The organism is Amycolatopsis sp. NBC_01488, from assembly GCF_036227105.1.
Taxonomy (GTDB): domain Bacteria; phylum Actinomycetota; class Actinomycetes; order Mycobacteriales; family Pseudonocardiaceae; genus Amycolatopsis.
Genome location: NZ_CP109434.1, coordinates 3162306 through 3180548 on the forward strand (window position 1 = coordinate 3162306; position 18243 = coordinate 3180548).

The 18243-nt window shown below is 71.5% G+C and carries 19 protein-coding genes and 2 riboswitches; of the genes, 9 read left to right on the forward strand and 10 right to left on the reverse strand.

Annotated features, from left to right (window positions below; all coding sequences use genetic code 11):
• Positions 1-4 precede the first annotated feature (4 nt).
• A riboswitch (TPP riboswitch) is annotated at positions 5-109 on the forward strand.
• The 4 genes from thiO to OG738_RS15350 all read left to right on the forward strand — a co-directional run bounded on the left by thiO (position 104) and on the right by OG738_RS15350 (position 2670).
• Positions 104-1180: a glycine oxidase ThiO gene (thiO, locus tag OG738_RS15335; protein WP_329054586.1), complete on the forward strand. Its 1077-nt coding sequence runs from the start codon at positions 104-106 to the stop codon at positions 1178-1180. Its footprint overlaps the riboswitch before it by 6 nt.
• Positions 1180-1380 (forward strand): sulfur carrier protein ThiS, encoded by a 201-nt coding sequence (thiS, locus tag OG738_RS15340; protein WP_329054587.1) that lies wholly within the window; start codon positions 1180-1182, stop codon positions 1378-1380. Before thiO ends, thiS begins: the two co-directional genes overlap by 1 nt.
• Position 1381: 1 nt before the next feature.
• Positions 1382-2140, forward strand: coding sequence for a thiazole synthase (locus tag OG738_RS15345; RefSeq protein ID WP_329054589.1), 759 nt, complete (start codon positions 1382-1384; stop codon positions 2138-2140).
• A gap of 98 nt (positions 2141-2238) precedes the next feature.
• The gene (locus tag OG738_RS15350) at positions 2239-2670 is read left to right on the forward strand and encodes a MarR family winged helix-turn-helix transcriptional regulator (RefSeq protein ID WP_329054590.1); all 432 of its coding nucleotides are present in this window, start codon (positions 2239-2241) and stop codon (positions 2668-2670) included.
• A 78-nt stretch (positions 2671-2748) separates the two neighbouring features.
• Here the strand turns inward: OG738_RS15350 and thiD (OG738_RS15355) are convergent, their stop codons facing one another.
• The gene (thiD, locus tag OG738_RS15355) at positions 2749-3582 is read right to left on the reverse strand and encodes a bifunctional hydroxymethylpyrimidine kinase/phosphomethylpyrimidine kinase (protein WP_329054591.1); all 834 of its coding nucleotides are present in this window, start codon (positions 3580-3582) and stop codon (positions 2749-2751) included.
• A gap of 104 nt (positions 3583-3686) precedes the next feature.
• On the opposite strand from thiD (OG738_RS15355), the gene OG738_RS15360 reads away from it, so the two are divergent.
• On the forward strand, positions 3687-4697 hold the full coding sequence (locus tag OG738_RS15360) for a phosphatidylinositol-specific phospholipase C domain-containing protein (protein ID WP_329054592.1): 1011 nt from the start codon (positions 3687-3689) through the stop codon (positions 4695-4697).
• A 91-nt stretch (positions 4698-4788) separates the two neighbouring features.
• Here OG738_RS15360 and OG738_RS15365 read toward each other — a convergent pair whose 3' ends face one another.
• From OG738_RS15365 to OG738_RS15380, 4 genes are all read right to left on the reverse strand, one after another.
• Positions 4789-5223, reverse strand: coding sequence for a VOC family protein (locus tag OG738_RS15365; RefSeq protein ID WP_329056710.1), 435 nt, complete (start codon positions 5221-5223; stop codon positions 4789-4791).
• A 239-nt stretch (positions 5224-5462) separates the two neighbouring features.
• On the reverse strand, positions 5463-6263 hold the full coding sequence (gene thiD / locus OG738_RS15370; RefSeq protein ID WP_329054593.1) for a bifunctional hydroxymethylpyrimidine kinase/phosphomethylpyrimidine kinase: 801 nt from the start codon (positions 6261-6263) through the stop codon (positions 5463-5465).
• A complete protein-coding gene (gene thiC / locus OG738_RS15375) occupies positions 6260-7894 on the reverse strand; it encodes a phosphomethylpyrimidine synthase ThiC (RefSeq protein WP_329054595.1) in 1635 nt (544 codons plus the stop codon). The genes thiD (OG738_RS15370) and thiC overlap by 4 nt, the downstream gene beginning before the upstream one ends.
• Positions 7888-8009, reverse strand: a riboswitch (TPP riboswitch). (Overlaps the previous gene by 7 nt.)
• 48 nt (positions 8010-8057) lie before the next feature.
• Positions 8058-8969, reverse strand: coding sequence for a S1C family serine protease (locus OG738_RS15380; protein ID WP_329054596.1), 912 nt, complete (start codon positions 8967-8969; stop codon positions 8058-8060).
• 202 nt (positions 8970-9171) lie between these two features.
• On the opposite strand from OG738_RS15380, the gene OG738_RS15385 reads away from it, so the two are divergent.
• Complete coding sequence (locus OG738_RS15385) at positions 9172-11337, forward strand: glycoside hydrolase family 15 protein (RefSeq protein WP_329054597.1); 2166 nt, start codon at positions 9172-9174, stop codon at positions 11335-11337.
• 74 nt (positions 11338-11411) lie between these two features.
• On the opposite strand, the gene OG738_RS15390 is transcribed toward OG738_RS15385, so the two are convergent.
• Positions 11412-11990, reverse strand: coding sequence for a peptide deformylase (locus OG738_RS15390; protein WP_329054598.1), 579 nt, complete (start codon positions 11988-11990; stop codon positions 11412-11414).
• A gap of 155 nt (positions 11991-12145) precedes the next feature.
• On the opposite strand from OG738_RS15390, the gene OG738_RS15395 reads away from it, so the two are divergent.
• Together OG738_RS15395 and OG738_RS15400 are read left to right on the forward strand one after the other, a co-directional pair.
• Positions 12146-12454: a DUF3263 domain-containing protein gene (locus OG738_RS15395; RefSeq protein WP_155544154.1), complete on the forward strand. Its 309-nt coding sequence runs from the start codon at positions 12146-12148 to the stop codon at positions 12452-12454.
• On the forward strand, positions 12451-13068 hold the full coding sequence (locus tag OG738_RS15400) for a LytR C-terminal domain-containing protein (protein WP_329054601.1): 618 nt from the start codon (positions 12451-12453) through the stop codon (positions 13066-13068). Before OG738_RS15395 ends, OG738_RS15400 begins: the two co-directional genes overlap by 4 nt.
• A 24-nt stretch (positions 13069-13092) precedes the next feature.
• On the opposite strand, the gene OG738_RS15405 is transcribed toward OG738_RS15400, so the two are convergent.
• The 3 genes from OG738_RS15405 to OG738_RS15415 form a co-directional block, all read right to left on the reverse strand.
• A complete protein-coding gene (locus OG738_RS15405; RefSeq protein WP_329054603.1) occupies positions 13093-15360 on the reverse strand; it encodes an AAA family ATPase in 2268 nt (755 codons plus the stop codon).
• 358 nt (positions 15361-15718) lie between these two features.
• Positions 15719-16672, reverse strand: a complete 954-nt coding sequence (pssA, locus tag OG738_RS15410) for a CDP-diacylglycerol--serine O-phosphatidyltransferase (RefSeq protein ID WP_329054604.1) — start codon at positions 16670-16672, stop codon at positions 15719-15721.
• Between the two features lie 3 nt (positions 16673-16675).
• The gene (locus tag OG738_RS15415) at positions 16676-17401 is read right to left on the reverse strand and encodes a phosphatidylserine decarboxylase (RefSeq protein WP_329054605.1); all 726 of its coding nucleotides are present in this window, start codon (positions 17399-17401) and stop codon (positions 16676-16678) included.
• A gap of 259 nt (positions 17402-17660) precedes the next feature.
• Between OG738_RS15415 and OG738_RS15420 the strand changes: the two genes are divergently transcribed.
• Positions 17661-17870 (forward strand): hypothetical protein, encoded by a 210-nt coding sequence (locus OG738_RS15420; RefSeq protein WP_329054606.1) that lies wholly within the window; start codon positions 17661-17663, stop codon positions 17868-17870.
• Positions 17871-17909: 39 nt separating this feature from the next.
• Here the strand turns inward: OG738_RS15420 and OG738_RS15425 are convergent, their stop codons facing one another.
• On the reverse strand, positions 17910-18194 hold the full coding sequence (locus tag OG738_RS15425) for a GlsB/YeaQ/YmgE family stress response membrane protein (protein WP_329054608.1): 285 nt from the start codon (positions 18192-18194) through the stop codon (positions 17910-17912).
• Positions 18195-18243 lie beyond the last annotated feature (49 nt).

Here is an 18243-nt window from a genome sequence, read left to right on the forward strand (position 1 = left end):
GTGGATGGGTCCGCACGGGAGCCCGAGGACGGGCTGAGAGGGAGCTGCCGCTCCGACCGTGGAACCTGATCCGGGTCATGCCGGCGCAGGGAGCGTGATTCCCATGACGAACACCCTGGCCGTCGTCGGTGGCGGCGTGATCGGCCTGTCCGCCGCGTGGCGCGCCGCCGCGCGAGGCCACGCGGTCACCCTCCACGACCCCGAACCCGTCCGCGGCGGCGCGTCCTGGCTGGCCGGCGGCATGCTCGCCCCGGTCACCGAGGCCTGGCCCGGCGAGGAAGACGTCCTCCGCCTCGGTGAGGAGTCGCTGCGCCGCTGGCCCGGCTTCGCGAGCGACCTCGCGCAGGAGGGTGTCGACCCCGGGCTGGCCGAGCACGGGACGCTCGTCGTCGCGTTCGACAGCGCCGACGCCGGCTACCTCGACATCCTCGCCGGGCACCTGCACACGCTCGGCCGCGCGGCCGAGCGGCTCACCGGGCGGGCGGCCAAGCGGCTCGAACCGGGGATCGGATCCGTCCGAAGTGGACTCCACGTGCCCGGCGACCTGGCCGTGGACAACCGGAAGCTGCTCAACGCGCTGTACGCCGCCTGCGTCAACCACGACGTCCGGTTCGTCCGGGAACGCGTGGAACAACCCCCGGCCGCCGACGCCGTCGTGCTCGCCGCCGGCGCCTGGACCGGACGGCTGCACCCGCAGCTCGCCGACGCCGTCCGCCCGCTCAAGGGCGAGATCCTGCGTCTCAAGCCCCGGCGCGGCTGCCTGCCGCCGCCGACGCACACCGTGCGGGCCGTCGTCGAAGGCCGGCCGATCTACCTCGTCCCGCGCGGCGACCAGGAGCTGGTCCTCGGCGCGACGCAGTACGAAGCGGGTTTCGACCAGGCCGTCACCGCGCGCGGCGTGCGTGAGCTCATCGAGGGCGCCGAACGCGTCTTCCCCGCGATCACCGAGTACGAGCTGGCCGAGACCGCCGCGGGCCTGCGCGCCGGCAGCCGGGACGTGCTGCCGTACGTCGGCGTCCTGGACGACGGCGTCTTCGCCGCGACCGGGCACCACCGCAACGGCCTGCTGATGGCTCCCGTGACCGCGGACGCCGTCCTCGCCTGGCTCGAGGGTGAGAAGCCGCCGGAAGGCATCGAAGCGGCTTCGCCCGCCCGCCTGCACCAGAAGGAGCACGTGTGATGGAGATCAAGCTCAACGGGACGTGGACGGAGTTCCCGGACGGCGCGACCGTCGCCGACGTCCTCGACGCGTCCGGCGGGCAGCGGCCCGGCATCGCCGTCGCGGTCGACGGCGTCGTCGTCCGCCGGAGCGACTGGCCCACCACGGCCGTGCCCAAGGGCGCGGGCGTCGACGTGCTCACCGCGGTCCAGGGAGGCTGAAGTGGACGGAGAACCGCTGGTCATCGGCACCCGCAAGCTGACGTCCCGGCTGATCATCGGCACCGGCGGCGCCGCGAACCTCGCCGTGCTCGAACGCGCGCTGGTCGCGTCCGGCACCGAGCTGACCACCGTCGCCATGCGCCGCGCCGACGCGGAAGGCGGCTCCGGCGTCCTCGAACTCCTGAGGAGGCTCGGCATCGAGCTGCTGCCGAACACCGCGGGCTGCCGCACGGCCGCCGAAGCCGTGCTCACCGCGCAGCTCGCGCGGGAGGCCCTCGGTACCGATCTGATCAAGCTCGAGGTGCACGCCGACGACCGGACGCTGCTGCCGGACCCGATCGAGACCCTCGACGCCGCCGAACGGCTGGCCGCCGACGGGTTCACGGTGTTCGCCTACACGAACGACGACCCGGTGCTCGCGCTGCGGCTGGAGGAAGCCGGCTGCGCCGCGGTGATGCCGCTGGGCGCGCCGATCGGCACCGGCCTCGGCATCCGGAATCCGCACAACATCGAGCTGATCGTTTCGCGGGCGGGCGTGCCGGTGATCCTGGACGCCGGAATCGGCACGGCGTCCGACGCGACGCTGGCGATGGAGCTCGGCTGCGACGCCGTCCTGCTGTCCACCGCCGTCACCCGGGCGACGGACCCCGAACGGATGGCCGCGGCGATGCGGTCGGCCGTCGTCGCGGGTCACCTGGCCAGGAGCGCGGGGCGCGTGCCGCAGCGGTTCTGGGCGCAGGCGTCGAGTCCACCCCGGTGAACCGGGGTGCCTTAACGCCGAACGTGCACCGCGAACCCGTAAGGTGGACGGCACTTTCCGGCGCATCCGCGGCGGGGCCAGGGCAGAAGGAGCCAGCCGTGACCACTTCGGTTCAGGACACCTCGGGCAGGTTGTACCTCGCCGTCGGCAGGCTGTCCCGGTCCCTGCGCCAGGCCGGCGTGCCCGGCCCGGGCCACGGCGCCATTTCGGCGCTCGCGACGCTGGTGATCTCCGGGCAGCTGCGCCTCGGCGACCTCGCAGCGAAGGAGGGCGTCGCCGCGGCGACGATGTCGCGGATCATCGCGTCGCTGGTCGAGGCGGGGTACGTCAGCCGCGAGTCCGACCCGGTCGACCGCCGCGCGTGGCTGGCGAAGGCGACCGAAGAGGGCGAGCGGCTCGTGTCCGGCGTCCGGTCGACGCGGGTGCAGGAGCTGAACCGGCGGCTCGACCGCTTGACGCCCGAGCACCGCGAGGCCCTGACGGCGGCGATCCCGGCGCTGGAGGCGCTGATCGCGGACGAGGACCGCTGAGCCGTTCCGGTTGCCGCGGAAGAACGCCGCAGCGAGCGCCGTGAATGACTCGTTCCTGGCGTTCGGCCGGGCGCGTGCTCAGCGCTCCTCGGGTGCCAGCCGCCAGAAGGCCGACACCGGTCCGACCTTGGCGCCCATCGGGTAGGCGTGCTCGACCGCGTGCGAGACGAACCACTTGCCGTACCGCGCCGCCTCGACGACCGGCATGCCCTTGGCCAGCCCGGCCGTCAGGGCCGACGCCATCGTGTCGCCCGCGCCGTGCGTGTGCGGCGTCGAGTACCGCTTGCCGGGCAGCTCCACGAACGTCGAGCCGTCGAACAGCAGGTCCACGCACTCGGGGTCGGCCTGCAGGTGGCCGCTCTTGACCAGGACGTACCGCGGGCCCATCCGGTGCAGCACCACCGCCGCGGTGTGCATGCCCTCGCGGTCTCGCACGGTCATGCCGGTCAGCAGGCGGACCTCGTCGAGGTTCGGCGTGAGGACCGTCGCGCGCGGGAGCAGCTCGTCGCGCAGGGCGTGCAGGCCCGCTTCGTCGAACAGCGGGTGACCGTGCATCGACGCCGCGACCGGGTCGACGACGAACGGGATCTTCTCGTCGCGGCCGATCCCGGCCTCGTCGCACGCCTCGGCCACCGCGTGGATGATCTCGGCCGACGCCAGCATGCCCGTCTTGGCCGCGCCGACGCCCATGTCCGCCGCCACGGCCTCGATCTGCCCGGCCACGATGTGCGGCGGCAGGTCGGCGCGATCGTGCACGCCGAGGGTGTTCTGCACGGTGACGGCGGTGACCGCGACCAGGCCGTGCACGCCGCACGTCAGGAACGTGCGCAGGTCCGCCTGCAGCCCGGCGGCGCCGCCGGAGTCCGACCCGGCGATGGTCAACGCCGAGGGAGGGCTCGAGGTCATGGTCATCCCGACTTCTGGTCTAGGCCAATCGGCCGCTTTTCCTTCATCAAGAGTCAACCACGGTGGCACATTGTGGGGGCTACTCACCAGTTATGGGCGAAGGAGCCTGGATGAAGCTCTTCTCGGTGGTCCTCCTCACGGCCGGTCTCGTGCTCTCGGGCGCGACCGCCGCCAACGCGGACAGTCCCAAGCTTTCCCACGTCACGACGGTCGGCGTGCACAACACGTACGACCCGGCGGCCTACGGCTACCTGGCCCAGGCGCTCGACGCCGGCTCGTCGCTGATCGAGCTCGACGTCTGGCCGGACTTCTTCACCCACGAGTGGAAGGTCAGCCACTCGAACCCGTTGGGGAACAACAACAACTGCGTCGCGGCCACCTCGGCGTCGCAGCTCTACAGCGGCGGGACGAACAAGAACCTCGAGTACTGCCTCGACGACATCCGGATCTGGCTGGCCGCCCACCCCGGGCACACGCCGGTCACGCTCAAGCTCGAGATGAAGACGGGCTTCTCGGACAACACCGGCATGGGCCCGGACGAGCTGGACGCGACGTTCCGCGCGCACCTCGGCAGCGTCGCGTTCCGCCCGGCCGAGCTGCTCGGCGGCTACGCCACGCTCGACGACGCCTCCAAGGCGGACAACTGGCCGTCCGTGGACGCGTTGCGGGGCCGGGTGATCACCGAGATCATCCCGGGCACCGTCGAGGAGGGGAACCCGACCGACACGCTGCACACCGACGTCGAGTACGCGCGGTACCTGGTCGGGCTGAAGAACGCCGGCAAGCTCGGCGACGCGAACATCTTCCCGACCGTGCACGGCGCGGCCGGCGGTGACCCGCGGGACAAGTACACCGCCGACCTCAAGCCGTGGTTCGTCGTGTTCGACGGCGACGCGAGCGCGTGGGTGACGCAGACCGGGCCGTGGTGGTACGACGCCAACCACTACTACCTCGTGATGACCGACGGCCAGAACGTCGCGCCGGCGATCGACGCACACAACCCGACCGTCGACCAGGCCAACCAGCGCGTCGCCGACCTGGCGAAGCAGCACGCGTCGGTGATCACGTCGGACTGGACCGGGCTCACGACGGTGCTGCCGCAGGTGCTCGCCCGGGGTTAGCCGGTCAGCACGAGCGGGAAGGCCTGCTCGCCGTGGACCTGCAGCTGACCGGCTTCGATCAGTTCCCCGAGGTCGGTCAGCCCGCTGGTCCTCAGTCGAGGCAGAACTCGTTGCCTTCGACGTCCTGCATCACGATGCACGACTCGTTCTCGCCGTCGGCGTACAGCACTCGTTCGCACACCGCGCCGAGCGGGATCAGCCGGTCGCGCTCGGCCTCGAGCGCGGCGAGGCGTTCCGCGCCCACGAGCCCGGTGCCGGCGCGCACGTCGAGGTGCACGCGGTTCTTGACGACCTTGCCTTCGGGAACGCGCTGGAAGTACAGCCGCGGGCCCGCACCGGTCGGATCGACGCAGGCGAACGCCGCGCCCCGCCGCTCGGGCGGCAACGAGCGGTCGAAGTCGGCCCAGCTGTCGAACCCCGCGGGCGCGGGCGGCACGACGTAGCCCAGCACCTCGCACCAGAACCGGGCCACGCGCTCGGGTTCCGCGCAGTCGAAGGTGATCTGTACCTGCCTGATCGTCCCCATGGGCTCACCGTACTGGCGCGCCGCGCGGCTGCGGTAGTCGATCAATCCCACCCCCGCGGTGATGCCCGGTACCGGGGTGAGCCCGGACTTCTCGCGCAGGACGTGGACCGCCAGGACGTGCCGGCCTTCGGCGACCAGGGTGTCGATCTCGTCCCGCAGCGCCTCGGGCAGGAGCCACCACAGCTCTTCGTCGGTCACCGGCCCAGTCTGGCAGCGCGGCCTTCCGGTTCGCGCGCGGTTTACCGGTCCAGCACCCAGAACGGGGACACCGGCCCGACACCCGCGCCGAGCGGATACGCCTCAGCCACGCAGCGCTCGATGAACTTCTTGCCCGCCGCCACCGCGTCCGGCACCGAAGCGCCCTTCGCCAGGGACGACGTGATCGCCGACGCCAGCGTGTCGCCGCCGCCGTGGGTGTGCTGCGTCTCGTACCGCGGGCCGCTCAGCGAGATGAACTCGGCGCCGTCCGTCAGGAGGTCCACGCAGTCCGGCGTGCCCTGCATGTGGCCGCCCTTGACGAGCACCCATCGCGAACCGAACTCCAGCAGCGCTTCGGCCGCCGCGCGCTGGGAAGTCGTGTCGGACACGGAAATGCCCGTCAGCAGGCCGACTTCGACCAGGTTCGGTGTGATCAACGTCGCGCGCGGGAACAGCTCCGTGCGGATCGCTTCGAGGGCGTCTTCCCGCAGCAGGGCGTGCCCGGTCATCGACGCCGCCACCGGGTCGACCACCAGCGGGAAGTCCATGCCGATCTCGTCCAGGGTCTTCGCCACCGCCCGGATGATCTCGGCGGTGGCGAGCATCCCCGTCTTGGCCGCGTCGACGCCCATGTCGGACGCCACCGCCTTGATCTGCGCGGTGACGATGTCAGCCGGGATCTCCGTGAAACCCTGCACGCCCAGCGAGTTCTGCACGGTGACCGCGGTCAGCGCGACGAGCCCGTGCACGCCGTTGGCGAAGAACGTGCGCAGGTCCGCCTGGATGCCCGCACCACCGCCGGAGTCGGATCCGGCGATGGTGAGGGCGGTGGGCGGTGTCACGGCTGCACCACGGGCAGGTAGACCTGGTTGCCGGACTCGGAGAACTCCGCCGACTTCTCGGCCATGCCGGCCTCGATCGCTTCCACAGTGGACAGACCGTGCTCTTCGGCGTACTTGCGGACGTCCTGGGTGATCCGCATCGAGCAGAACTTCGGGCCGCACATCGAGCAGAAGTGCGCGGTCTTGGCCGGTTCCGCGGGCAGCGTCTCGTCGTGGAACGAGCGCGCGGTGTCCGGGTCGAGCGAGAGGTTGAACTGGTCGTTCCAGCGGAACTCGAAGCGGGCCTTGGACAGCTCGTCGTCCCACTCCTGCGCGTACTGGTGGCCCTTGGCGAGGTCGGCGGCGTGCGCGGCGATCTTGTACGTGATCACGCCGGTCTTGACGTCGTCGCGGTTCGGCAGGCCGAGGTGCTCCTTCGGCGTGACGTAGCACAGCATCGCCGTGCCGTACCAGCCGATCTGCGCCGCGCCGATGGCCGACGTGATGTGGTCGTACGCCGGCGCGATGTCCGTCGCGAGTGGACCGAGGGTGTAGAACGGCGCTTCACCGCAGAGCTTTTCCTCGAGCTCCACGTTCTCCTTGATCTTGTGCATCGGCACGTGGCCCGGGCCCTCGATCATCACCTGGACGTCGTGCGACCGCGCGAGGTGCGTCAGCTCGCCGAGCGTTTCTAGCTCCGCGAACTGGGCCCGGTCGTTGGCGTCGGCGATCGAGCCGGGGCGCAGGCCGTCGCCGAGGGAGAACGTGACGTCGTACTGCCGCAGGATTTCGCACAGTTCTTCGAAGTGCGTGTACAGGAAGGATTCCTGGTGGTGCGCGAGGCACCACGCGGCCATGATCGACCCGCCGCGGCTGACGATGCCGGTGACGCGCCGCGCGGTCAGCGGGATGTAGCGCAGCAGCACGCCGGCGTGCACGGTGACGTAGTCGACACCCTGCTCGCACTGCTCGATGATCGTGTCGCGGTAGATCTCCCACGACAGCTTTTCCGGTTCGCCGTCGACCTTTTCCAGTGCCTGGTAGATCGGTACGGTGCCGACCGGGACCGGCGAGTTGCGGATGATCCACTCGCGCGTCTCGTGGATCCGCCTGCCGGTGGAGAGGTCCATGATCGTGTCGGCGCCCCAGCGGGTCGCCCAGACCATCTTGTCGACCTCTTCCTCGACCGACGACCAGACGGCCGAGTTGCCCATGTTGGCGTTGATCTTCACCAGGAAGTTCTTGCCGATGATCATCGGCTCGGACTCCGGGTGCTTGCGGTTGACCGGGATCACCGCGCGACCGCGGGCCACCTCGTCGCGCACGAACTCCGGGGAAACCCTTTCGCGGGCGGCGATGTACTCCATCTCGCGGGTGATGACGCCCTGTTTGGCCCAGCCGAGCTGGGTGTTGTGCTCGCGCCCATCGGCCCACCCGGCGCGCAGCCGGTGCAGTCCACTGTGGACGTCAATGGTGGCTTCGGGATCCGTGTACGGGCCCGAAGTGTCGTAGACGTCGAAGTGTTCGCCGTTCGAGAGGTCGATCCGGCGGGCCGGAACCCGGAGTCCGGATTCGGTCTGGTGGTAAACCTTGTGCGATCCCGTGATCGGACCCGTGGTGACGGAGACGTGTTTGTTCTCCAGCGTCGTCAACGACTTTCACTCCCTACGCCGGCATTACCCGGTCAGGTTCATGCGGTCGGTGACGCCTGCGAAACGCAAGTCACCCTCTCAGCCCGCCATGGCGCGAGCTCCCGCGTTGGTGTTGTGCCCCCGACCATGCCACGCCGGGTCGGGATACTCAAGTCCGCTCACCTCACCCGACCAGTTCGGCCGGGGTGGCGTAGACGTCGACCATGGCTCCGTTGCGGAGCACGGTGATCGGCAGCGGGGTGCCGATCACTTCCGCGAACAGCTGCCGCTGGATGCCCTGGGCGTCCGAGACGCGGGTGCGTCCGACGGTCAGCACGAGGTCGCCCGCCTTGAGGCCCGCCCGGTCCGCGGGGCCGCCGGCGACGACTTCGCGGACTCGCAGCCCGGCGCTCTGCCCGGTGCGCTCGGCGACGTCGTCGGGCAGCGGCGCCGGGACGCCGACGACGCCGAGGTACGCGCGCCGCACCCGGCCTTCGACGACGAGCGTGTCGATGATCCGCCGCGTGGTCGCGTTGATCGGCACCGCGAGCCCGAGCCCGACCCCGGCGACCGCGGTGTTGACGCCGACGACGCGGCCTGCGGAGTCGGCGAGCGCGCCGCCGGAGTTGCCGGGGTTGAGCGCGGCGTCGGTCTGGATGACGTCTTCGATCACGCGGGTCGCCCGGCCCTGCCGCACCGGGAGGGCGCGGCCGAGCGCGCTGACGACGCCGGCGGTGACGGTGCCGGAGAAGCCGAGCGGGTTGCCGACGGCCACGACGAGCTGCCCGACGACGAGCCGGTCGGCGTCGCCCAGCTGAGCGGCCGACGGCGTTTCGCCACGCGCCCGCAGCACGGCGAGATCGGACAGCGGATCGGCCCCGACGACGTCGAAGGGCACCTCGCTGCCATCGGCGAAGGTGGCGACCCCCCGCCGGTGGTCGCTGACGACGTGGGCGTTGGTGAGCAGGTGGCCGTCATCGGCGAAGACGACGGCCGACCCGCTGCCGCGCGCGAGCTGGACCCCGGCGACGTGCGGGCCGACGGTCCTGGCGACCGTGCTGACCGCGCGCGAGTAGGCGTCCATCGCCTCGTCCATGACTGCACCTCGATTACACCGTTGCACGTACTACAAGTGTGCGCCGGGAAATCGGGGAAGTCCGTTCGCTGTTCGTGAACCGCCGGCCGGACCAGTGACGGTCAGTGGTTCACCGGATCGGACCATGCGCCGGTGAAGGATCGGCGGCAGACTCCCAAAGCGCTTCTGTAACGGTGCAGAAGCGATCTTCTGTGGGGTTGATATGCGCAAACTCATGTTCGGCGCCCTCGCCGGGCTGCTGGTCACCGGCTTGATCCCGGGGATCGCGGCGGCCCAGGGCGAGGCTCCCGGCGCCCCGGGCGCCCATCCCAGCTGGCTGCCCGCGAACAAGACCGGCTTCGGCACCGCCCACGACCGGTCGAGCAACGTCTGGTTCACCCTCCAGGGTGGCCAGCTGTCCGAGGTCTACTACCCGGACCTGTCGACGCCGAGCGTCCGGTCGATGAACTTCGTCGTCACCGACGGCCGCAGCTTCGCCGTCGCCGACTACACCGCGAAGTCGCAGCAGGTCCGGCGCACCGACGACGACAGCCTGACCTACGAGCAGACCATCACCGACGACCAGCACCGCTGGCGCCTGCGCAAGACCTACGTCACCGACCCGGCCGCCACGACCGTGCTGGTGGACGTCGACTTCCAGTCGCTGACCGGCCGGCCGTACCAGCTCTACGCGGTCGCCGATCCGGACCTGACCAACGACGGCTCCGACGACTCGGCCGCCCGCAAGGGTGACGCCGTCACCGCGCAGGACGCTTCGAACGCCGCCGCCCTCACCGCGAAACCCGCCTTCGTGAAGACCAGCGTCGGCTACGCGGGCGCGTCCGACGGGAACACGCAGCTCACGAAGACCTTCAAGCTGACCCAGTACGACTCGGCCGCGAAGGGCAACGTCGTGCTGACCGGGCAGACGGACGCCGACGGCGTCCGGAACCGGCACGTCACCCTCGCGCTCGGCATGGGCGCGAAGGCCGCCGACGCGCTCGGCAGCGCGCAGGCGTCGCAGCGACGCGGCGTCCGCGACATCACCCGCGCGTACGACCGCGGCTGGGAGCAGTACCTGCGCGGGGTCAGCAAGCCGCCGTCGTCGCTGAAGACCGACGCCGAACGCGACCTCTACAAGGCGTCGATGCTGACCCTCGCCGCGAGCGAGGACAAGCAGCACCCGGGCGCCTTCATCGCGTCGCCAAGCATGCCGTGGCGGTTCGGCAACAACGATCCGGAGTGGTCGCCGTCCGGCACCTACCACCTGGTCTGGCCGCGTGACCTCTACCAGATCGCCACCGGCCTGGCCGCCGGCGGCGACACCGCCGCCGCGAACCGCGCGGTGAGCTACATGTTCGGCACGCAGCAGCAGCCCGACGGGCACCTGCCGCAGAACAGCCGCGTCGACGGCGTGCCGTACTGGACGTCGGTGCAGCTCGACGAAACCGCTTTCCCGATCGTGCTGGCCCAGCAGCTCGGCCGGACCGACCTGTGGCCCGGCGTCCGCGAGGCCGCCGACTTCATCCTGGGCTACCGGGGCCCGGACGGGCAGGCTTCGCCCTACACCCAGCAGGAACGCTGGGAGGAGCAGGACGGCTGGTCCCCGTCGACCATCGCCTCGGTGATCGCCGGGCTCGTCTGCGCCGCGGACCTCGCGTCGCACAGCGGCGCTCCGGCCGACGCCGCCCGGTACCTCGCCGCGGCCGACAAGATGAAGGCCGACCTGCCCAAGCAGACGATCACCACGAACGGGCCGCTGTCGAAGGACCCGTACTTCGTCCGGCTCACCAAGGACGCGAACGCCAACGCCGGCACGACGTACAACCTCGGCAACTCGAGCGTGACGATGGACCAGCGCGCGGTCACCGACGCGGGCTTCCTCGACCTGGTCCGGCTCGGCATCTACCGCGCGGACGACCCGGTGATCGAGAACAGCGTGCGCGTCACGGACAAGGCCATCGCGTTCACCACGCCGACCGGGCAGTTCTGGCACCGCTACACGAAGGACGGCTACGGCGAGCAGGCCGACGGTTCGCCGTGGGACTACACGTTCCCCGCGGGCAGCCGCACGACGTTCGGCCGGCTGTGGCCGCTGCTCGCCGGCGAGCGCGGCGAGTACGAGCTGACGCTCGGCGACCCGTCGTCCGCCGCGCGGCGGCTGCGTGACCTCGGCCGGGTGAGCAGCTCGGCGGAAACCATGCCGGAGCAGGTGTGGGACGAGAACCCGCCGTCGGGCCAGACCGGCTTCCCGGCCGGCACGCCGACCACGTCGGCGACCCCGCTGGCCTGGACGCACGCGCAGTACGTCCGCCTGGCTTGGGACGTCAAGGCGGGCTCGACCCTGGAGACGCCGAAGGTGGTCCGCTGCCACTTCCTCGGCTGCTGACCCGGGTCCACCGCAGCTGGTCGTGAGTGGGAAACAGTGTTCTAACCCTGTTTCTCGCTCACGACCGGGGCGGGTCAGAGGACGGCGCCGTCGTCCTCGGGGGTCTTCGGCGGCAGCCACGAGTTGCCCGGAACGCCCCACTTGTTGGCCTTCAGCATCTTCTTCGCCGCACGCGCGTGCCGCCCGACCAGGCGGTCGAGGTAGATGAAGCCGTCGAGGTGGTCGGTTTCGTGCTGCAGGCAGCGCGCGAAGTAGCCGGTGCCCTCGACCTCGATCGGGTTGCCCTCGACGTCGAAGCCGGTCACCTTCGCCCACTTCGCGCGGCCCGTCGGGTACGACTCGCCGGGCGCCGAGAGGCAGCCCTCCCAGTCGTCGTCCGGGTCCGGCATGGTCTCCGGGAGCTCCGACGTCTCGAGCTTCGGGTTCACGACGAGGCCCTTGTGCCGCACGCCTTCGTCGTCCGGGCAGTCGTACACGAACACCCGCAGGTCGAGGCCGATCTGGTTGGCCGCGAGGCCGACGCCCTCGGCGGCGTACATCGTCTCGAACATGTCGTCGGTGAGCGTGCGCAGCTTCTCGTCGAACTCGGTGATCTCCCGAGTCGGCTGGTGCAGCACGGGTTCGCCGGCGATCACGATGGGGTGGATGGTCACGGCGAGCCAGTTTAGTCGGACCCTTCTGGTAGACCTGCATCAGACCGTGACGCGCCGACGCGGATGCCCACGTCGGCGTGGGCTTCCGTGGTTGAATGGCGCCCGCGGAAGAGCTAGGTCTGATTCGCCATGACGCCCGATTGAGAGGGACTCGGATGGACGCCGCGGAGTCGATGGCTGAGCCGCAGCCGTCGCCGCCGAAGCCCGTGCCCGGCCTGACCGAACGCGAGGTCGAGATCCTCGCGTTCGAGCGCCAGTGGTGGCGACACGCCGGGGCGAAGGAGAACGCCATCCGCGAACGCTTCGACTTGTCCGCCACGCGCTACTACCAGCTGCTCAACAAGCTGCTGGAGAAGCCGGAGGCGATCGAAGCGGACCCGATGCTGGTGAAGCGGCTGCGCAAGACGCGCGCCACCCGCCAGCGCAAGCGTGGCGCCCGGCGACTGGGGATCGAGCTGAAATGAGCGTGTTTTCGGGAATGTCCCGGCCGATGAAGGCCGCGGGCGTCGCCCTGATCGGGGTGGCCATCATCGCGGCGGTGATCGGCGGGATCTCCGCCCTCAACGGCGGCGGGTCGAACGAAGCCGGTCCGAGCGGCACCCCCACCCAGCCGGGCACGTCCGGCGGGCCGTCGACGCCGCCCACGACCTCGTCTTCGCCGTCGACCCCGCCGACGTCGACGTCCACTTCGCCGGCCTCGCCGTCGCCGACCACGCCGCCGCCCGGGCAGCCGACGTCACCCGCCCCCGGCCAGCCCGGTGACCACCAGGCGGGCAACAAGTGGGTGACCGTCCGGGTCTTCAACAACTCCCTGATCAAGGACCTCGCCCAGCGCGCCGCGGACGACTTCCGCGGCGGCGGCTGGACCGTCAACGAGGTCGGCAACTACTCGCAGGGCACCATCCCGACGACGACGGCGTTCTACCGCCTGGGCACCGACGAGGAAGCCGCGGCGAAGCAGCTCGCCCAGGAGTTCGGCATCAAGGCCGAGCCCCGCTTCCCCGGGATCGAGAGCGCGAGCCCGGGCGTGATCGTCATCGTGACGAAGGAATACGAGTCCGGCCACAAGGGCAGCTGACGGGGCTTCGGGTGGCGCTCCCTTTCATTCCCCGGACTGGGTTTTCGCGTAGGCCTCCAGGGTCGCGAGCTGGGCCGGGTCGAGGCTCGGGCGGACCGTCTTGCGGGCCGTCTCCAGGTGCGCGGCCGTGACTTCGCGGGCCTCCAGGGACTCACGCATCGCCGTCAGCGCCGCCTCGCGGATCAGCGCCGCGCAGTCGGCCGCCGAGTAACCGTCCAGAGTGGACGCGACCTCGGCGAGGTCCACATCGGACGCCAGCGGCGTGTTCTTCGAGCTGGCCGCGAGAATCGCCGCGCGGGCCTCGGCGTCCGGCGGCGGGACGTAGACGCGGCGCTCCAGCCGTCCCGGCCGCAGCAGCGCCGGGTCGACCAGCTCCGGCCGGTTCGTCGCGCCCAGCACGACGACCTCCCGCATCGGCTCGACGCCGTCCAGCTCGGTCAGCAGCGCCGCGACCACGCGGTCGGCGACGCCCGAATCGGACGACTGGCCGCGGCGCGGGGCGAGCGCGTCGATCTCGTCCAGGAAGATCAGCGACGGCGCGGCCTCGGCGGCCCGGCGGAACAGCTCCCGCACCGCGCGTTCGGACTCGCCGACCCACTTGTCCATCAGCTCGGCGCCCTTGACCGCGAAGACGTTCAGCGCGCCGGTGCCGGCCAGCGCCCGCACCAGGAACGTCTTGCCGCCGCCGGGCGGGCCGTAGAGCAGCACGCCGCGCGGCGGCTCGACGCCAAGCCGGGCGAACGAGTCCGGGTACCGCAGCGGCCACAGCACGGCCTCGGTGAGCGACTGCTTGACGTCGACCATGTTCCCGACGTCGTCCAGCGTCAGGCCGCCGGTGGCCAGGTTGTCCGAAGTGGACATCGAGACCGGGCGAACGGTCGCCAGCGCGTCCAGCAGGTCCTGCTGCGAGATGCGCGGTTCGTCGGCTTCGCGCTGGCGCAGCGCGGCCCTCAACGCCGCGTCGCGACGCAGGGCGATCAGGTCGGCGGCGACGAACCCCGGCGTCCGTTCGGCGAGGACGCCGCAGTCGATGCCCGCGTCGAGCGGGACGTCGCGGAGCAGGACGTTCAGCAGTTCGCGGCGCGTCTTCGCGTCCGGCAGGGCCAGGCTGAGCTCGCGGTCGAGCAGGTCGGCGGCGCGCAGCCGCGGGTCGGCGGACTCCGCGCGGGCCGTCGTCGCGACGACGGCGAAGCGGTCTTGCCGCAGCGCCGTCCGCAGCTCTTCCAGCACGACGGTCGCGACCGGCGGCGGCGTGGCCGCGGGCAGCAGCGCGTCGACGTCGGTGAGCAGCAGCACCGACGGCCCGTCCGCCGCGCGGACCGCCTCGCGCAGGCGGGCGACGGCGACGTTCGGGTCGAGCACCGCGAGGTTCGGCGCGGCCACCGGCACCACGCGGATGTCGGCTTCGTTCGCGACCGAGCGCACGAGCGTCGCCTTGCCGACGCCTTCGGGGCCGGAGAGCAGGACGCCGAGGTGCGCGGGCGCGCCGAGCCGGGCCAGCAGCTCGGGCCGGTGGAACGCCAGGTCGAACCACTCGGCGAGCTTGCGCGCGGCCGTCTCGGCGCCGATCAGGTCGGCCAGCGGCACGACCGGTTCGACGGTCTCTTCGACCACCACTTCGTCTTCGACGACCTCCGCGTCGATCCACTCCTCGGCCGCGGTCACGGCGGAGGTGCGGACGAGCGCGGTCGCCGTCCGGGGCGCGGCGGGCTCGGGCGCCGGCCGCGCGCCGTCGCGCCAGACGACCACTGTGGACGGTCCGACCGCGACGGTGCCGGCCGGCTCGGTCGCGGTGACGGTGAGCAGCTCGTTCGTCCAGGTCGCGCCGATCGCCCGCGACAGCTGGCCGCGCAGGCCGGCCGGGTCGGACCCCGGCGTCGGCGCGAGGTCCTGCGGCAGCAGGGAAACGGCGTCGCCGACGGTGAGCACCTTGCCGATCAGGGCGAGCCGCAGCATGTGCGGGCTGACCGAGACACTGGCCAGGCGCGACCCGGCGACGGTGACCGTCTTCGCCGCGGCGACCTCGGCGGGCGCGACCACGACCTCGGCGCCCTCGGTGACGCCGAGGTTCGACATGGTGACGTCGTCGGTGAGCACGATGCCGGGCACGTCGGCCTCGTCGGCGGGCGCGGCGAGGGCGGCGCTGACCCGGGCGCCGGTGAGGCGCACGGCGTCCCAGGCCCGCAGGCCGAGCGCGTCGAGGACTTCGGGGTGCAGCCGGACGACGCCGCGGCGCGTGTCCAGCGCGGACGGCGTGTGCCGGACGGTCAGCGTGATCTGCGGGTGGCTCACGCCGTTCACCCTAGCGATCCGGCGGCCTCGGAGGAGGTGATGTGCCGGGGAACCCGTGTCGACCCCTCAACCACAGGTGATGCCCCTTCAATCACGCGTGATGCCCCGCTGATCACGCGTGGTGCCGCTCGGATCACGGGTGATCGCCGTACCGGAACGGCGAACTCGCGTACCCAGACGGTCGGCTCGCGTGCCTGGAGGGTCGGTTCGCGTGATCCGGGGCGTGACTCGCGTGATCAGGGAGCGATCTCGCGTGATTGGAGACGTAACTCGCGTGACTGGGAGGGCATCTCGCGTGATTGGAGGGGCATCTCGCGTGATTGGAGGGGTATCACGTGTGATTGAGGGGGCGACGCGGCTACTTGCGGCGGAGGCCGATCTGGCGCCATGAGCGGCGGCGCGGGCCTTGGCCGTTTTGGCTGCCTCGGGGGGTGCGGACCGTCTCGCCGGTGCGGGGGAGGCGGACCGCGCGCATCGCGGCGCCCGCGACGCGGCGGCGCAGCGGGGGACGCAGGCCCAGGCGGCGCGGGGAGCGGGCGCGGCGGATCGCGCGGCGCTCGCGCGGCGGGACCGTCCAGGCCTCCGGGTGCGCGGCCAGCCAGCGGTGCCGGTAGACCGAGTACGGGATGTGCGCCAGGTACAGGACCATCGCCGCGATCAGCGCGACCAGCGGGAACTGGATGATCGCCGCGGCCAGGAGCGCGACGCCGATCAGCAGCGGCGCGATCGCCTTGGCCGGCGCCTTGACCGTCTTCAGCGACAGCGTCGGGATGCGGCTGATCAGCAGCGCCGCGATGGCGATCGTCCACGCCCACACGACCCACTGCGACGACCACCAGCCGCCACCCCACTGCAGCCAAGCCACCAGCGGCAGCATCGCCAGCAGGCCACCCGCGGGCGCCGGGACGCCGACGAAGAACTCGCTCGCGTACGCCGGCTGCTCGGTGTCGTCCAGCAGGGTGTTGAACCGGGCCAGCCGCAGGATCATGCAGACGGCGAAGATCAGCGACGCCACCCAGCCGATCCGGTCGGCGCCGGTCTGCCAGACGTAGATGACGAGGGCCGGCGCGACGCCGAACGAGATGCCGTCGGACAGCGAGTCCAGCTCCGCACCCATCTTCGACGTCGCGTCGAGGAGGCGGGCGATCCGGCCGTCCAGGCTGTCGAGCACCGCCGCGATGCCGATCGAGGCGATCGCCATCGCGTAGTTCTTCGTCAGCGCGAACTGCACGGCCGACAGGCCCGCACACAGCGCGAGCACGGTGATGGCGTTCGGGAGCAGCCGGACGCCGGGGGTGGTCACGCGGACCATCGATCAGCCTTTCGCAGGCGCGGCAGGGAGTTCGGCGATCACGGTCTCGCCGCCGACCGTGCGCTGGCCCTTGGCGACCAGCACGCGCGAGCCCGGCGGGAGGTAGAGGTCGACCCGGGAGCCGAAGCGGATGATGCCGTACGTCGCAGCCGCGCCGACCTTGTCGCCCTCGCGGATCTCGCAGAGGATGCGGCGCGCGACCAGCCCGGCGATCTGCACGACGACGAGCTCGTGGCCGTCTTCGGTGCGCATCAGCACGGAGTTGCGTTCGTTGTCGTCGCTGGCCTTGTCCAGGTCGGCGGAGAGGAACTTGCCCGGCCGGTAGGCGACGCGCTCGATCACGCCGTTGGCCGGCACGCGCTGGACGTGCACGTCGAACACCGAGAGGAACACGGACACGCGCATGCGCGGCTCGGCGGGCAGGCCGAGCTCGGCGGGCGGGACGGCTTCCTCGATCAGCGACACGATGCCGTCGGCCGAGGCGAGCGCGACGCCGTCACGTGGCGGCGGGACCCGCTTCGGCTCGCGGAAGAACGCGGCCATCGCCACGGTCGTGAGCGCCCCGAGGACGCCCAGGCGCTTGGAGAACCGGCGGGCGACCAGCGTCGCGACCGCGCCGCCCGCCACGAACGGGCGGCCCGCGGGGTGCATCGGCGGCAGCGTCTCGCGGGCGAGCTGGAGGGCGTGCGCGACTGGGTTGCCGGCGGGCTCCGGCCGGGTGCCGCTCATGGTCGGGTCCCCTGGTTTCGTGTCGGAAGAACGGTTCGGCGCCGGAGTCCGGCGGCCGCGTACGGGCGCCACCACGCTACCGCTGCCCCAGGCGGGGCTCGGCGCGTGCCCCTGGTCGGCTCCCTCGTGAGGGTGTCCCCGCCGCGGGTGGGAGCGGCCACATCCCGGTAACGCAAGGTCGAATTCGGCGACAACACTCTGTAGTTGACGCCGTTCGGGGCGCTGCCGAGCGCATCCCGCCCGATCTTGTGAGGGGACGATGAACGACCACCGCGATCCCGCCGACGCTCGTCTCGACGAGCTCCTGGGCGCGTGGTGCCGGGAGATCGACGAGGTGCCGGTGCCGCGGCTGGTCGACCCGGTGCGCGCCGTCGACGTCGTCATCGAGGCGAAACGCGGCCGGGTGCATGCGCCCCCCGACGGCGCAGGCACCCGGCCACCGGGCGATGCGCGTGAGGGCACACTTTAACCGCCGGAGCGGCATCGATCACGATTCGTCCGGCAAACGTTACGAACGGTCACTCGGGCGACGGCCGATACCGGTCGCGAGCCGCAGGATCGCCAGCAGCACGACGGCGCCGAGGATGGCCACGCCGAAGCTCGGGAAGTCGAAGTCGAACGTCTTCGCCTGGCCGGTCGCGAGCCGGTAGAGCAACCCGCCCAGAGCGGCGCCGACCACGCCGACGAGCACGCTGACCAGGCAACCCTGCCGGCGCCGGTCCCGGCCGCCGACGACGAGGTTGGCGGCCCAGCCGACGATCGCACCGAAGATCACCCACGCGACGAAACCCATGCCGGGAGCTTACGCGAGCAAACGCACAAGAGCTATTGCACAAGAGTTG